The 14853-nt window shown below is 67.1% G+C and carries 13 protein-coding genes; 10 read left to right on the top strand and 3 right to left on the bottom strand.

Annotated features, from left to right (window positions below; translation table 11 throughout):
• Positions 1–31: 31 nt before the first annotated feature.
• The 10 genes from uvrA to F6B43_RS04265 all read left to right on the top strand — a co-directional run bounded on the left by uvrA (position 32) and on the right by F6B43_RS04265 (position 11375).
• Entirely contained in the window at positions 32–2917 is a 2886-nt protein-coding gene (gene uvrA, locus F6B43_RS04310) for an excinuclease ABC subunit UvrA (RefSeq protein WP_150447637.1), read from the top strand.
• Between the two features lie 19 nt (positions 2918–2936).
• Complete coding sequence (gene uvrC, locus F6B43_RS04305) at positions 2937–4841, top strand: excinuclease ABC subunit UvrC (protein WP_150448422.1); 1905 nt, start codon at positions 2937–2939, stop codon at positions 4839–4841.
• 25 nt (positions 4842–4866) lie between these two features.
• Complete coding sequence (gene rapZ / locus F6B43_RS04300; protein WP_150447636.1) at positions 4867–5745, top strand: RNase adapter RapZ; 879 nt, start codon at positions 4867–4869, stop codon at positions 5743–5745.
• Positions 5746–5839: 94 nt separating this feature from the next.
• A complete protein-coding gene (gene whiA, locus F6B43_RS04295; protein ID WP_150447635.1) occupies positions 5840–6817 on the top strand; it encodes a DNA-binding protein WhiA in 978 nt (325 codons plus the stop codon).
• A gap of 138 nt (positions 6818–6955) precedes the next feature.
• The gene (locus tag F6B43_RS04290; protein ID WP_150447634.1) at positions 6956–7582 is read left to right on the top strand and encodes a superoxide dismutase; all 627 of its coding nucleotides are present in this window, start codon (positions 6956–6958) and stop codon (positions 7580–7582) included.
• Between the two features lie 102 nt (positions 7583–7684).
• Positions 7685–8695 (top strand): type I glyceraldehyde-3-phosphate dehydrogenase, encoded by a 1011-nt coding sequence (gene gap / locus F6B43_RS04285; RefSeq protein WP_150447633.1) that lies wholly within the window; start codon positions 7685–7687, stop codon positions 8693–8695.
• Between the two features lie 8 nt (positions 8696–8703).
• Entirely contained in the window at positions 8704–9918 is a 1215-nt protein-coding gene (locus F6B43_RS04280) for a phosphoglycerate kinase (protein ID WP_150447632.1), read from the top strand.
• The gene (gene tpiA / locus F6B43_RS04275; protein ID WP_150447631.1) at positions 9909–10700 is read left to right on the top strand and encodes a triose-phosphate isomerase; all 792 of its coding nucleotides are present in this window, start codon (positions 9909–9911) and stop codon (positions 10698–10700) included. Before F6B43_RS04280 ends, tpiA begins: the two co-directional genes overlap by 10 nt.
• 68 nt (positions 10701–10768) lie before the next feature.
• Complete coding sequence (gene secG / locus F6B43_RS04270) at positions 10769–11017, top strand: preprotein translocase subunit SecG (RefSeq protein ID WP_150447630.1); 249 nt, start codon at positions 10769–10771, stop codon at positions 11015–11017.
• Between the two features lies 1 nt (position 11018).
• A complete protein-coding gene (locus F6B43_RS04265; protein WP_150447629.1) occupies positions 11019–11375 on the top strand; it encodes an RNA polymerase-binding protein RbpA in 357 nt (118 codons plus the stop codon).
• Between the two features lie 173 nt (positions 11376–11548).
• Here F6B43_RS04265 and pgl read toward each other — a convergent pair whose 3' ends face one another.
• The 3 genes from pgl to zwf are packed head-to-tail and all read right to left on the bottom strand — an operon-like array spanning position 11549 to position 14851.
• Positions 11549–12340: a 6-phosphogluconolactonase gene (gene pgl, locus F6B43_RS04260; protein WP_150447628.1), complete on the bottom strand. Its 792-nt coding sequence runs from the start codon at positions 12338–12340 to the stop codon at positions 11549–11551.
• Positions 12333–13304 (bottom strand): glucose-6-phosphate dehydrogenase assembly protein OpcA, encoded by a 972-nt coding sequence (locus tag F6B43_RS04255; RefSeq protein WP_150447627.1) that lies wholly within the window; start codon positions 13302–13304, stop codon positions 12333–12335. Before F6B43_RS04255 ends, pgl begins: the two co-directional genes overlap by 8 nt.
• Positions 13301–14851, bottom strand: a complete 1551-nt coding sequence (gene zwf, locus F6B43_RS04250) for a glucose-6-phosphate dehydrogenase (protein WP_150447626.1) — start codon at positions 14849–14851, stop codon at positions 13301–13303. The genes F6B43_RS04255 and zwf overlap by 4 nt, the downstream gene beginning before the upstream one ends.
• Positions 14852–14853 lie beyond the last annotated feature (2 nt).

Below are 14853 nucleotides of genomic sequence, written 5' to 3'. Positions count from 1 at the left end.
CGGTGTCGGAGGCCGCGCCTACAATTGACCAGTGCCTATCGTCCCTGTCGTCGCGCCCGGAAAACTCAGTGTTCGCGGTGCTCGCGTCCACAACCTGAAGGACGTCGATCTCGACATCCCTCGCGATTCACTCGTCGTGTTCACGGGTCTGTCGGGCTCGGGCAAGTCGAGCCTCGCGTTCGACACGATCTTCGCGGAGGGCCAGCGGCGATACGTCGAATCGCTGAGCGCGTACGCCCGCCAGTTCCTCGGCCAGGTCGACCGTCCGGACGTCGATTTCATCGAGGGCCTCAGCCCGGCGGTGTCGATCGATCAGAAGTCGACGAACCGCAATCCGCGATCGACCGTGGGGACGATCACCGAGATCCACGACTACATGCGCCTGCTCTGGGCGCGCATCGGCGTGCCGCACTGCCCCGAGTGCGGCGCCGTCATCCAGCGCCAGACGGTCCAGCAGATCGCCGACCAGCTGATGGAGCTTCCCGAGAAGACCCGCTATCAGATCGTCGCGCCGGTCATCTCGCAGAAGAAGGGCGAGTTCGTCGACCTCTTCCGCGAGCTCGGCGCCAAGGGTTACGCCCGGGCGATCGTCGACGGTGAGCTCATCCAGCTCGCCGAGCCCCCGGTGCTGAAGAAGAGCTACAAGCACGACATCGCCGTCGTCATCGACCGCCTCGTCGCCGGTCCCGACATCCTGAGCCGTGTCACCGACTCCGTCGAGACGGCGCTCGGCCTCGCCGGCGGTCTCGTGCAGGTGAACTTCGTCGACGAAGAAGGCGACGCCGCATGGCAGTCCTTCTCCGAGAAGCTCGCGTGCCCGAACGGCCACCCGCTGCAGCTCACCGAGATCGAGCCACGCACGTTCTCGTTCAACGCACCCTTCGGCGCGTGCCCGACGTGCTCCGGACTCGGCACCCGCATGTCGGTCGACGTCGACCTCATGCTCGGCGACGACGCCCTCTCGATCCGCGAAGGCGTGCTGATCCCGTGGACCACGCAGGGCAAGGGTCTCTTCCAGTACTACGAGCGGCTCCTCGAAGGCCTCTCCGATGACCTCGGTTTCTCGCTCGACACACCGTGGCGCAAGCTGCCCGCCGCCATCCAGGAGGCGGTCCTCCGCGGGGAGGACTACAAGGTCACCGTGCGTTGGAAGAACCGGTACGGGCGTGAGATGCGCTACGCATCGGGCTTCGAGGGCGTCGTCCCCTACATCGAGCGGCAGTACAGCACCGCCGAGTCCGACACTCAGCGCCAGCGCTGGTCGGAGTACCTGCGCGAGGTGCCCTGCGCGGTGTGCAATGGCGATCGTCTGAAGCCCGAAGTGCTCGCAGTGCTCGTGCATGGGCATTCCATCGCGGATGCTTCGCGCCTGAGCCTTGCCGACGCGCGTGACTACTTCGGCCGCCTCGAGCTCACCGATCGCGAGGCGCAGATCGCCGCACAGGTGCTGCGCGAGATCCGGGTGCGGCTGGACTTCCTGATCCAGGTGGGCCTGAACTACCTCAACCTCAGCCGAGCGGCCGCCTCCCTCTCCGGCGGCGAGGCGCAGCGCATCCGGCTCGCGACTCAGATCGGCTCGGGGCTCACCGGCGTGCTCTACGTCCTCGACGAACCGTCGATCGGTCTGCATCAGCGCGACAACCGCCGCCTGATCGAGACCCTCGTGACCCTGCGCGACCTCGGCAACACGCTGATCGTCGTCGAGCACGATGAAGAGACCATCCACGCCGCCGACTGGATCGTCGACATCGGGCCGTATGCCGGTGTCGCCGGCGGCCGCGTCGTGCATTCGGGGCCGTTGGACGCGCTCCTCACCGAGCGCGAGTCGGTGACGGCCGACTACCTGTCGGGCCGCCGCGAGATCCCGACGCCGAAGAAGAGGCGACGCTTGGACCGGAGTCGCAAGATCACGGTCGTCGGAGCGCGCGAGAACAACCTGAAGAACGTGACGGTCGACTTCCCGCTCGGCGTGCTGACCGCTGTCACCGGTGTGAGCGGGTCGGGCAAGTCGTCGCTCGTGAACGACATCCTCTACGAGGTGCTCGCCTCGCGTCTGAACGGGGCAAGGCGCGTACCGGGCAAGCACACCCGAGTGACCGGGACGGATGATCTCGACAAGGTCGTGCATGTCGACCAAGGGCCGATCGGGCGCACTCCGCGTTCCAACCCGGCCACCTATACCGGCGTGTTCGATCGGGTCCGCACCCTCTTCAGCGAGACCCCGGAGGCCAAGGCGCGCGGCTATCAGCCCGGGCGTTTCAGCTTCAATGTCAAGGGCGGCCGCTGCGAGGCGTGCGCCGGTGACGGCACGATCAAGATCGAGATGAACTTCCTGCCCGACGTCTATGTCGACTGCGAGGTCTGCCACGGCAAGAGGTACAACCGCGACACGCTGGCCGTGCACTACAAGGGCAAGAACATCGCAGAGGTGCTGGAGATGCCGATCGAAGAAGCTGCGGACTTCTTCGAACCCATCCAAGCGATCCACCGGTACCTGAAGACCCTCGTCGACGTCGGACTCGGCTATGTGCGCCTCGGTCAGTCCGCGACCACGCTGTCGGGCGGTGAGGCCCAGCGCGTGAAGCTCGCGACCGAGCTGCAGCGGCGCAGCAACGGCCGCAGCATCTACGTCCTCGATGAGCCGACCACCGGCCTGCACTTCGAGGACGTGCGGCGGCTGCTGGAGGTCTTGAACGGCCTGGTCGAGAAGGGCAACACGGTCATCGTGATCGAGCACAACCTCGACGTGATCAAGTCGGCGGACTGGATCATCGACCTCGGGCCGGAAGGCGGCGCGGGCGGGGGAGAAGTGCTCGCGACCGGAACGCCCGAGCAGATCGCACGCGTCGAGAGCAGCTATACGGGTGCCTTCCTCGCAGAGGTGCTCGGCACGGAGGCGGCCCGCAAGGCCGGCTGACGTGGCTGGTCCCGAGCGCATGTCGCAGCTCTCGTATCGGCCGAAGCCCGGCGAGATCCCGACCAATCCCGGTGTTTACCGTTTCCGTGATGCCGACGGGCGGGTGCTGTACGTCGGCAAGGCGAAGAATCTGCGCGCGCGCCTCTCGAACTACTTCGCGCCCCTGCGGTCGCTGCACGAGCGCACCAGGCGGATGGTGACGACCGCGGCGTCGGTCGAATGGACCGTCGTCGCGAGCGACGTCGACTCGCTCCAGCTCGAGTACATGTGGATCAAAGAGTTCGATCCGCCGTTCAACGTGCGCTACAGAGACGACAAGTCGTACCCGTTCATGGCGATCACCCTGGCTGACGAGGCACCGAGGGTCATCGTCACGCGCAATAGGCGGATCCCCGGGGCGAAGTACTTCGGCCCGTACCCGAAGGTCTGGGCGGTGCACGACACCATCGACCTGATGATCAAGGTCTTTCCGATCCGCACCTGCAGTGATGCGTCGTACAAGAAGGCGATGCAGACCGGTCGACCGTGCTTCCCGGGCCAGATCGGCCGATGCGGTGGGCCCTGCTCCGGTCGCGTGACGATCGAAGAGCATCGCGCGATCGTTGATGACTTCATCGCGTTCATGTCCGGCGGTGACCAGCGGTTCACGAAGGCGCTCACGCAGCGGATGCGGGAGGCCTCCGCAGCCATGGACTACGAGGCCGCGGCGGTCTATCGCGACAAACTCCAGTCGATCGATGCGGTGCTCAACCGCAGTGCCCTCGTGCTGGCCGAAGATACCGACGCCGACCTCTTCGGCATCGCCGAGGACGAGCTGGCTGCGACCGTGCAGCACTTCGTGATCCGGGGCGGGCGGGTCCGCGGTGTGCGAGCCCTCACGATCGAGAAGGAGCTCGACATCGCGGGAGCCGACCTGGTCGACCAGGTGCTGCAGCGCACATACGGCGACGCGGTCGCCGCCGACATCCCCCGCCAGGTGCTCGTGCCGTCCCTCCCCGAAGACGCGGCCGACCTCGAACAGTGGCTCCGTGAGCGGCGTCAACGGCCCGTGACGATCCAGGTGGCGCAGCGGGGACGCAAGGCGGAGCTGATGCGGACGGCGTCGCTCAACGCTCAGCAGGCGCTCATGCTGCACAAGACACGCCGGACGAGCGATTACGTCGCGCGCGCGCAGGCGCTCACCGATCTTCAGGACGCGCTCGGACTGGCCGAGGCACCGCTGCGCATCGAGTGCTTCGACGTCTCGCACCTGGGCGGGACGAACGTCGTGGCCTCGATGGTCGTCTTCGAGGACGGCCTGGCCCGCAAGGATCAGTATCGGTCGTTCTCTATTCCCGAGACCACCGACGACACCGACTCGATCTACCAGGTCCTCACACGCCGACTCGCCTACGTCGACCGTGCGGAGGAGCCCGACGAACCGGCCGATCCGCTGGCCGCGGCGGTGGCCGACGGTGACGTGGTCACCACCCGCAAACGGCCGCGCTTCGCGTACCGTCCGCAGCTGCTCGTCGTGGACGGCGGTAAACCACAGGTCGAGGCGGCCGCCCGCGCCCTCGCGGACGCCGGCCACGAAGAGATCGCCCTCTGCGGGATCGCGAAGCGCCTCGAAGAGGTCTGGCTTCCGGGCGAGGACTTCCCCGTGATCCTGCCGCGCACGAGCGAGGCACTGTACCTCCTGCAGCGACTGCGTGATGAGGCCCACCGCTTCGCGATCACGCACCAGCGCAAACGCCGGCGTCGCGACATCGGCAGCGTGCTGTCGGAAGTGCCGGGGCTCGGCGATGCCCGGATCAAGGCTCTCCTTCGGCATTTCGGTTCGGTCACCGCACTCAAGAATGCTGCCCCGGAAGAGATCGCCGAGCTCCCGGGCATCGGCCCGAAGCTCGCCCTCGCGATTCACGACCACCTCACGACTCGCTAGGGTGGACGTGACGACGGGGGTGGTCATGACCGACGCAGCGCGCCAACCGGGCGAGGTGCTCATCGTCACGGGGATGTCGGGTGCCGGCCGGTCGACGGCCGCGGACGCGCTCGAGGACCTCGACTGGTACGTGGTCGACAACCTGCCGCCGCAGATGCTCCGCCCGCTTCTCGAGATCACCGAGCTCGCCGCCGGGGCACTCCCCAAAGTCGCGGTGGTCGTGGACGTTCGTGGCCGTGACCTGTTCGCGCAGCTCCCCGAGGTCACCCGGGTGCTGCGGGATGCGCGTCAGGTGCGCGTCCTGTTCCTCGATGCGTCCGACGAAGTGCTCGTGCGGCGCTTCGAGGCGGTGCGCCGCCCGCACCCGCTGCAGGGCGAGGGAACGATCATCGACGGCATCCGGCTGGAGCGCGAACGACTCGCGCTCGTGCGCGAGAGCGCCGACATCATCATCGACACGTCGAACTACAACATCCATCAACTGTCCACTCAGGTCGTCGAGCTCTTCGCGGTCGAGGATGCTCCGCGGCACACCATGACGGTGATGAGCTTCGGCTTCAAATACGGTCTGCCCACCGATGCCGACCTCGTGGCCGACATGCGGTTCTTGCCCAACCCCTTCTGGAACGAGGATCTGCGCGCACTCACCGGTGAAGACGAGAAGGTACGCGAGTACGTGCTCGCACAGGAGGGCGCCGAAGAGTTCGTCGACGCCTACGCCGCGGCCCTCAAACCCGTTCTCCAGGGATATCAGCGTGAGAACAAGCGGCACTCCGTCGTCGCCATCGGCTGCACGGGCGGTAAGCACCGCTCTGTCGTGATGGCCAAAGAGCTCGCCGCTCGCCTGGCCGAGCAACCCGGAGTGGCGGTACGTACGATTCATCGCGATCTCGGTCGCGAGTAGGCTGGACCGTCGTCCCGGCCGCACCACACATTTTCACGACGTGTCGCGGGCCGGGTGAGACATAACACATCAGGACATCGACCAGAGGAGTGCCGTGCCGCTGACCACCGACGTGAAGGCAGAACTCGCCGCCGTCCGAGACCCCCGGCCGAGTGCCCGAGTCGCCGAGCTCACGTCGATCCTGCGGTTCTCCGGCGGACTGCATTCGATCGCGAACCGCGTCGCGGTCGAGGCCGAACTCGACTCCGACCTCCTGGCGCGCCGCGTGGCACGCGACCTCGTGGAGATCTACGGGGTGCGCCCCGAGCTCGTCCACGTCCAGGGCTCGGGCGCGAGGAACGGCAGCCACTATGCGGTCCGCGTGATCGAGGGCGGCGAGACCCTCGCCAGGCAGACCGGTCTGCTGGATCAGCGCAGGCGTCCTGTCCGCGGACTTCCGAACAAGCTGACCACCGGCTCGCGGGCCGATCTCGCCGCGGTCTGGCGGGGCGCATTCCTCGCGTCCGGCACTCTGAGCGAGCCGGGCCGCTCCGCGGCGCTCGAGATCGCGTGCCCGTCGTCCGAGGCCGCTATGGCGCTCGTCGGTGCGGCGCACCGGCTCGGGATTCCCGCCAAGGCCCGCGAAGTGCGTGGCGTGCCGCGCGTCGTCGTTCGTGACGGTGAGGCCATCAGGGCCGCACTGGCTGAGATGGGCGCGGCCAAGACCGCGAGCGAGTGGGATCAGCTGCGCCAGCGGCGCGAAGTGCGCGCGGGCGTCAACCGCCTCGTCAACTTCGACGATGCCAACCTCCGCCGCTCGGCGCAGGCCGCCGTGGCAGCGTGCGCCCGTGTGGAGCGCGCGCTCGAGATCCTCGCCGACGAGGTGCCCGAGCACCTCCGCGAAGCCGGCGAGCTGCGTCTCGCCCACCGTGACGCGAGCCTCGACGAGCTGGGTCACCACGCCGATCCGCCGCTCACGAAGGACGCAGTCGCCGGCCGCATCCGCCGCCTCCTCGCGATGGCCGACAAGAAGGCCGAGGTGGACGGCATCCCCGACACCGAATCGGCTGTTCCCGTCGGCGCCGAGGACTGAGTCCGCGCGACCGTCTCGCCGCTAGACCGTGTCACGCGGGGAAGCAACCCGGTCGCCGAGACGTTGCCCATCACTAGGATGAAAACGTCACCCTCGCGGCTCCGGGCCTCGGCGCCGCGCCGACCGGAAGAAGAGAACATGGCGATTTACACGCTGCCCGACCTCCCCTACGACTACGCCGCTCTCGAGCCGCACATCAGCGCCAAGATCATGGAGCTGCACCACGACAAGCACCACCAGGCGTACGTCACCGGCGCCAACACCGCGCTCGAGCAGCTCGCGGAGGCCCGCGACAGCGGCAACCTCGCGAACGTCAACAAGCTCGAGAAGGATCTCGCGTTCAACCTCGGCGGACACGTCAACCACTCGATCTTCTGGACGAACCTCTCGCCCAACGGCGGGGGCGAGCCGGAAGGTGAGCTGGCCGCCGCGATCGACGAGTTCTTCGGCGGGTTCGCCAAGTTCCAGGCGCACTTCACCGCCGCCGCCACCGGCATCCAGGGTTCGGGATGGGCGGTCCTCAGCTGGGACACGATCGGCCAGCAGCTGATCATCCAGCAGCTGTTCGACCAGCAGTCCAACACCGCGCAGGGCACGATCCCCGTGTTCCAGCTCGACATGTGGGAGCACGCGTTCTACCTCGACTACCTCAACGTCAAGGCCGACTATGTGAAGGCCGTCTGGAACATCGCGGACTGGAGCAACGTTCAGCAGCGCTTCACCGCCGCCCGTGAGAAGACAACGGGTCTGCTGGTACTGTCGTAGCAGTTGTGGGCGTCCCGGCGGGATGGCCCGCCGGGACGCCGTTGTCCTCCGTCTGAAGCCGCACCAACCGCGCTTTCGCGCACGACAATCAGGAGATATTCCGTGACCGTCAAGATCGGAATCAACGGCTTCGGCCGTATCGGACGCAACTACCTTCGGGCGGCCCTCGCACAGGGCGCCGATCTCGAGATCGTGGCGGTGAACGACCTCACCGACAACAAGACCCTCGCCCACCTTCTCAAGTACGACTCCGTCGGCGGGCCCCTCGCCGAAGAGGTCTCGTACGACGCCGACTCGATCACCGTCGGCGGGAAGTCGATCAAGGTCTTCGAAGAGCGCGACCCGGCAAACCTCCCCTGGGGCGAGCTCGGCGTCGACATCGTGATCGAATCGACCGGCCGCTTCACCAAGGCAGAGGATGCCAAGAAGCACGTCGCCGGCGGCGCGAAGAAGGTCCTCATCTCCGCCCCCGCGACCGGTGACGACGTCACGATCGTCATGGGAGTCAACGAGGGCGACTACAACCCCGAGACCGACGTCATCATCTCGAACGCGTCCTGCACGACGAACTGCCTCGCCCCCCTGGCCAAGGTCTTCAACGACGCTTTCGGCATCGAGCGCGGCTTCATGATGACCGCTCACGCCTACACGGCTGACCAGAACCTGCAGGACGGCCCGCACAGCGACCTCCGCCGTGCCCGTGCCGCCGCGATCAACATCGTGCCCGCGTCGACCGGTGCCGCCAAGGCCATCGGCCACGTGCTGCCCGAGCTGAACGGCAAGCTCAGCGGCTCGTCCTACCGCGTTCCGGTTCCCACGGGATCCATCGTCGACCTCACGATCGTGACGCCGACCGAGGGCCTCACCGTCGACCAGATCAACGAGGTCTACAAGAAGGCCGCGGCCGAGGGTGCGCTCGCGGGCTACCTGCAGTACACCGAAGACCCCATCGTGTCCAGCGACATCCAGGGCAACCCCCACTCGTCGATCTTCGACTCCGAACTGACCAACGTCAGCGGCAACCTGGTCAAGGTCTCGGCGTGGTACGACAACGAGTGGGGTTACTCGAACCGTCTGGTCGACCTCACCGAGTACGTCGCCGAGAGCCTCTAAGCGCCACCATGGCTCTGCGCACCCTCGATTCGCTGGGTTCGCTCGCAGGCAAGCGCGTCATCGTCCGTTGTGACCTGAACGTCCCCCTGAAGGACGGCGTCATCACGGACGATGGCCGCGTGCGAGCATCCCTGCCGACGCTCAACGCCCTGATCAATCAGGGCGCCCATCTCGTCGTCTGCTCCCACCTCGGGCGCCCCGACGGCGCGCCCGACCCGAAGTACAGCCTCGCGACGGTCGCGCAGCGCCTGTCCGAGCTGCTCGGCAAGCCGGTGGCGTTCGCTCGCGACACGGTGGGGGAGTCGGCCCACGAGGCGGTCGCCGCCCTCGAGGACGGCGACGTCGCGGTTATCGAGAACCTGCGCTTCAACCCGGGTGAGACCGCGAAGGACGACGCAGAGCGTCACGCGTTCGCCGAGCAGCTCGCCGCCCTCGGCGACGCGCTCGTCTCGGACGGATTCGGGGTCGTGCACCGCAAGCAGGCGAGTGTCTACGACCTCGCCGAGATCCTGCCATCCGCCGCGGGGCTGCTGATCGCGACCGAGCTGGACGTACTCGACCGCCTGACCGAGAACCCTGAGCGCCCCTACACGGTGGTGCTCGGCGGATCGAAGGTGAGCGACAAGCTCGGCGTGATCTCGCACCTCCTCCCGAGGGTCGACCGGATCCTCGTCGGGGGAGGGATGCTGTTCACCTTCCTCGCGGCGAAGGGCGACAAGGTGGGCGCGAGCCTGCTGGAGGCCGATCAGCTCGACACCGTCTCGCAGTACATGGCGACGGCCGAGGAGCGTGGCGTAGAGCTCATCCTCCCGACCGACGTCGTCGTCGCCTCGAAGTTCGGCGCTGACGCGGAACATGTCGTGACGGCGGCCGACGCCATCGAGGAGACCCCGTTCGGCGCATCGGGTCTCGGACTCGACATCGGACCTGAGACCGCCGCCCGCTTCGCCGCGGTGATCCGCGACAGCCGCACGGTCTTCTGGAACGGCCCGATGGGCGTCTTCGAGATCCCCGCGTTCGCGGAAGGCACGCGCGCCGTCGCCCAGGCTCTCACCGATGTCGAGGGCCTGAGCGTGGTCGGTGGCGGCGATTCGGCCGCCGCTGTCCGCCAGCTCGGCTTCGCCGACGACGATTTCGGCCACATCTCCACCGGTGGTGGCGCCAGCCTCGAGTTCCTCGAGGGTAAGAAGCTTCCCGGACTGGAGGTCCTCGGATGGTCCTGACGACAAGAACACCGTTCATCGCAGGCAACTGGAAGATGAACCTCGACCACCTGCAGGCGGTCGCCTTCGTCCAGAAGCTGCACTGGACGCTCAAGGACGCCAAGCACGAGAGTGACAGCGTAGAGGTCGGGCTGTTCCCGCCCTTCACCGATCTGCGCACCGTGCAGACGCTCCTGGACGCAGACAAGATCCCGTTCGCGCTGGGCGCGCAGGATCTGTCGACGAAGGACTCGGGGGCATACACCGGTGAGGTGTCGGGCCAGTTCCTGGCGAAGCTCGATGCGAAGTACGTCATCATCGGCCACTCCGAGCGCCGCGAGTACCACGCGGAGTCCGACGAGGTCGTGGCGGCGAAGGTGCAGGCGGCGCTGCGTCACGGACTCGTTCCCGTGATCTGCGTCGGCGAGACCGCCGCCGACCTCGAGGAGTTCGGCGCCAGCGCCGTCCCCGTGGGCCAGCTGGAGGTCGCACTCGAGGGGGTGCCCGCCGATGCCGACATCGTCGTGGCGTACGAACCCGTCTGGGCGATCGGCTCCGGGCAGGCCGCCACACCCGAGCAGGCGCAAGAGGTCTGCGCGAAGCTGCGTGAGGTCGTCGCCTCGAAGCTGGGTGCGGACGCTGCGGCTCGTACCCGCGTGCTGTACGGCGGGTCGGTCAAGTCATCGAACATCGCGAGCTTCATGCGCGAGCCCGATGTCGACGGTGCGCTGGTCGGCGGCGCCAGCCTCGTCGCCGATGAATTCGCCGCAATCATCCGATTCCAGAAGCACGTCGGCGTCTGAGCGGGTCCGCCCCGTATACTTGACCCTTGTGCGATCCGCGGGATCGCAGCGAAAGGCTTTGAACGACTGTGGACATCCTCCAGTTCGTCCTGTGGGTGGTGCTCGGAATCACGAGTCTCCTGCTGACGCTCCTCATCCTCCTGCACAAGGGCCGCGGCGGTGGCCTCTCCGACATGTTCGGCGGCGGCATGACCTCCGCGATGGGTTCTTCGGGACTCGCGGAGAGAAACCTGAATCGGTTCACCGTCATCCTCGCCCTCGCGTGGTTCGTGTCGATCGTGGCACTGGGCCTCATCACGAAGATCCAGGGCCTCTGACATGGCCACAGGAGGCAACGCCATCCGAGGGACACGCGTCGGTGCAGGACCAATGGGCGAGCAGGATCACGGCTTCCACGCCGATCGGATCGCGATCTCCTATTGGGATGCGCTCGGCAACGAGACGGTCAGATACTTCTCCGCGGGGATCCCCGACGAGGAGATCCCCGACACGATCGATTCGCCGCACTCCGGCCTCCCCGCCGGTCGTGACAAACAGAATCCGCCGGCTCTGGCCAAGACCGAGCCGTACAAGACGCACCTCGCCTACGTGAAAGAGCGTCGTACGGAAGAAGAGGCTGAGACCCTTCTCGACGACGCCCTCCAGCAGCTGCGAGAGCGCCGCGGCCAGGACTAGCCACCGAATCCTTCGCGCGGTACGCGGTTCGATGACCGAGTAGCGAGCGTATAGAGATCCGCGGCCAGACGTACCGCGTCGGCCAGGTTTCGATGCGGCGCTGGCGCGCCTTACTCAACCTTGACACGCAAACGACTCAACGCGGGCTTCGCTCGCATTGAGTCGTTTGCGTGTCAATACTCGCGATCGATGAGCTCCTGCGGCACCTTCTCGGCGGCCGCCTCGTCGACGAACAGAATGGTGCGCGACCGGCCTTTTGCACCCGCAGCGGGGACGCTGAGATAGCTCGCACCCGCGAGCGCGAGGCCGAGAGCGGACGCTTTGTCGACGCCGGCGAGCACCATCCATACGCGCTCGGACGAGTTGATGACCGGTCGCGTCAGAGAGATCCGTTCCGGCGGGGGCTTGGGCGAATCGCGGACAGCGACCGCTGCACGATCGGTGACGCCGATCTCCGCACGATCCGGGAACAGTGACGCGATGTGTGCGTCAGGCCCCACGCCCAGGAAGCAGATCTCGAACGAGGGCCACGGTCCTGTCTCGGAGCGATCCGCGGGAGCGAACTGGGCGAGCTCGTCCTCGTAAGCGATCGCCGCAGCATCCAGATCCAGTGTTCCGTCGCTCGAGGCCATCGCATGGATGTTCTCTGCGGGGATCGCGATACGGTCCAGCAGAGCAGCACGCGCGGGTTTGTCGTTGCGGTCATCGGAGTCGGCCGGGACGAATCTTTCATCCCCCCACCAGAAGTGCACGAGCGACCAGTCGATGTTCTCGCGCTTGGGATTGGCGCCGGCCGCAACGAGCACGGCCGTCCCGATCGTGCCGCCCGTGAGCGCGACGTGGACAGTCTCACCCGCGCTCGTCTTCTTGAGCAGCACCTTGAGGAAGCGTGCGGCGACCGATTCGGCGAGATGCGCGGGGTCCGGGCTGATGACGACCCGCTTCTCGGTGAAGAACTCAGCCATCTGTCTCCTGTGTGCTGGACGGTCCCAGAAGCTCCCAGCCCGTGGTGATCACCCGACCGTACAGCACGTCAGGATCGAGGCGGCGGAGCTCCTCGGCGAGGCATTCCCGCAACGAGCGCCGAGGGAGCACGAGATCGTGCTGGGGCTGGCCAGGCTGGGTCAGGCACGCGATGGCGGCCGACGAGCGCTCGAGGAGGATGTCTGCCCCGGTGTCCGATGAGGTGCCGGCGCGCACGAGGCGCACGGACTTGATGCCGTCCGTCCACTCGTGTGCGGGCAGGTAGGTCCAGGTCACCGGAACGTCCAGCTTGAGCCGCAGCCATGCGGCCAGAAGTGCCGTGGACGGCGACGTGCTCGCTCCACGGACCTCGGCCGCGGTGACCTGCTCGTACGGCGGCTGGTCGAGCACGGCGGCGAGCTGCTCACGCCAATGCGTGAGGCGGGTCCACGCCAGGTCGGTGTCGCCGGGAGCGTGGTTCTCGCCGAGCGCGGTGAGCCGGCCAGGAACATACGGGCGCGTGGACGCGTCGGTGATTCGCCGCTGGGCGATCCGCCCGAGCGGAGAGGTCGACGGGACCACCGGCGGGTGATCCGGCCACCACACCACGACAGGCGCATCCGGCAGCAGCAGACCGGTGACCAGGCTCTCTTCGTTGGATGCAGCGGCACCGTACGCGCGCAGCACCACGACCTCGCTCGCGCCGGCGTCGCCGCCCACGCGGATCTCGGCGTCGATGCGGGGCTTCTCGTGCGGGTCATCATCCGTCATGAGCACGATGACGCGCATCGGATGCTCGCGCGACGCGTCGTTGGCCGCTTCGATGACCTCTTCCTCGGCGCCGTGGCGTACGGCGATGATGAGGGTGAGCACTCGTCCGAGGGCGACGGCGCCGCCCTCCTCGCGGACGCTCACGAGCGAGCGCGAGATCTTGCTCACGGTGGTGTCGGGCAGCTCGACGATCACGGGCGCCTCCAGGTACGGCCGTCGCGGGCGAGGAGCTCGTCGGCGGAAGGCGGACCCCACGAACCGGGGGAGTACTGCTCGAGCGGGCCACCCTGCTTCGCCCAGAACTCCTCGATCGGATCGAGGATCTTCCAGGAGAGCTCCACCTCCTCGTGGCGGGGGAAGAGCGGGGGGTCGCCCAGGAGCACGTCGAGGATCAAGCGTTCATACGCTTCGGGGCTCGCCTCGGTGAACGCGTGGCCGTAGCCGAAGTCCATCGTGACGTCGCGCACCTGCAGGGCCGCACCCGGCACCTTCGACCCGAACCGGATCGTGACGCCCTCGTCCGGCTGCACGCGGATCACGAGCGCGTTCTGCCCGAGGGTCTCGGTCTGGTTGCGGGCGAAAAGCAATTGCGGCGCCCGCTTGAAGACGACCGCGATCTCGGTGACGCGGCGCCCGAGGCGCTTGCCCGTGCGGAGGTAGAACGGCACACCCGCCCAGCGGCGGGTGTTGATCTCGAGCTTGACGGCGGCATAGGTCTCGGTCGTCGACTGAGGGTCCATCCCGTCCTCTTCGAGAAAGCCCAGGACCTTCTCACCGCCCTGCCATCCACCGGCATACTGACCGCGCGCCGTGGCCTGCGCGAGGTCGTCGGGGAGCTTTACCGCGGCGAGCACCTTCTCCTTCTCGGCCCGCAGCTCTTTCGCGTCGAAGCTGATGGGCTCCTCCATGGCGGTGAGGGCCAGGAGTTGCAGGAGATGGTTCTGGATGACGTCGCGAGCCGCGCCGATTCCGTCGTAGTAGCCGGCCCGCCCGCCGACCCCGATGTCTTCGGCCATCGTGATCTGCACGTGGTCGACGTAGTTGCGGTTCCAGATGGGTTCGTAGAGTTCGTTCGCGAAGCGCAGCGCCAGGATGTTCTGGACCGTCTCCTTGCCCAGATAGTGATCGATGCGGAAGATCGAGTCCGTCGGGAAGGCCGACCTCAGAGAGTCGTTGAGGGCGCGTGCGGACGCGAGGTCATGGCCGAACGGCTTCTCGATGACGACACGCCGCCAGTGCTCGTCCTCATCGGCGTTGTCCCCGACGAGCCCCGACGCCTTGAGCTGCTGCGCGACCACCGGGAAGTCCTTGGGCGGAATCGACAGGTAATACGCGTGATTGCCCATCGTGCCGCGTTCGACGTCGAGCTTCTCGATCGTCTCGCGGAGGTGCTGGAAAGACTCGGCGTTGTCGAACTCGCCGGAGACGAACCGGATGCCCTGCAGGAGCTGAATCCACGTCTCTTCGCGGTACTCGGTGCGCGCGTAGTGCTTGACCGCGTCGTGCACCACCTCGGCGAAGTCCTCATCCTCCCAGTCGCGTCGAGCGAACCCCACGAGTGCGAAGCCGGGTGGAAGCAGACCGCGGTTGGCGAGATCGTAGACGGCGGGCATGAGCTTCTTGCGCGACAGGTCGCCCGTCACGCCGAAGATCACCAGGGCACTCGGCCCGGCGATGCGATTGAGGCGACCGTCTTCCGGGTCGCGGAGCGGGTTGTGCCCGCGTGAGATCTCCACGGCCATGG

This window comes from Microbacterium rhizomatis (assembly GCF_008710745.1).
Classification (GTDB): domain Bacteria; phylum Actinomycetota; class Actinomycetes; order Actinomycetales; family Microbacteriaceae; genus Microbacterium; species Microbacterium rhizomatis.
This window is presented reverse-complemented; position numbering and strand designations above follow the sequence as displayed.

Excerpts from the sequence above, each read along its gene's own strand:
- uvrC (WP_150448422.1), top strand. The coding sequence starts at position 2,937 with ATGTCGCAGCTCTCGTATCGGCCGAAGCCCGGCGAGATCCCGACCAAT.
- rapZ (WP_150447636.1), top strand. The coding sequence starts at position 4,867 with ATGACCGACGCAGCGCGCCAACCGGGCGAGGTGCTCATCGTCACGGGG.
- F6B43_RS04290 (WP_150447634.1), top strand. The coding sequence starts at position 6,956 with ATGGCGATTTACACGCTGCCCGACCTCCCCTACGACTACGCCGCTCTC.
- F6B43_RS04280 (WP_150447632.1), top strand. The coding sequence starts at position 8,704 with ATGGCTCTGCGCACCCTCGATTCGCTGGGTTCGCTCGCAGGCAAGCGC.
- tpiA (WP_150447631.1), top strand. The coding sequence starts at position 9,909 with ATGGTCCTGACGACAAGAACACCGTTCATCGCAGGCAACTGGAAGATG.
- F6B43_RS04265 (WP_150447629.1), top strand. The coding sequence starts at position 11,019 with ATGGCCACAGGAGGCAACGCCATCCGAGGGACACGCGTCGGTGCAGGA.
- pgl (WP_150447628.1), bottom strand. The coding sequence starts at position 12,340 with ATGGCTGAGTTCTTCACCGAGAAGCGGGTCGTCATCAGCCCGGACCCC.
- zwf (WP_150447626.1), bottom strand. The coding sequence starts at position 14,851 with ATGGCCGTGGAGATCTCACGCGGGCACAACCCGCTCCGCGACCCGGAA.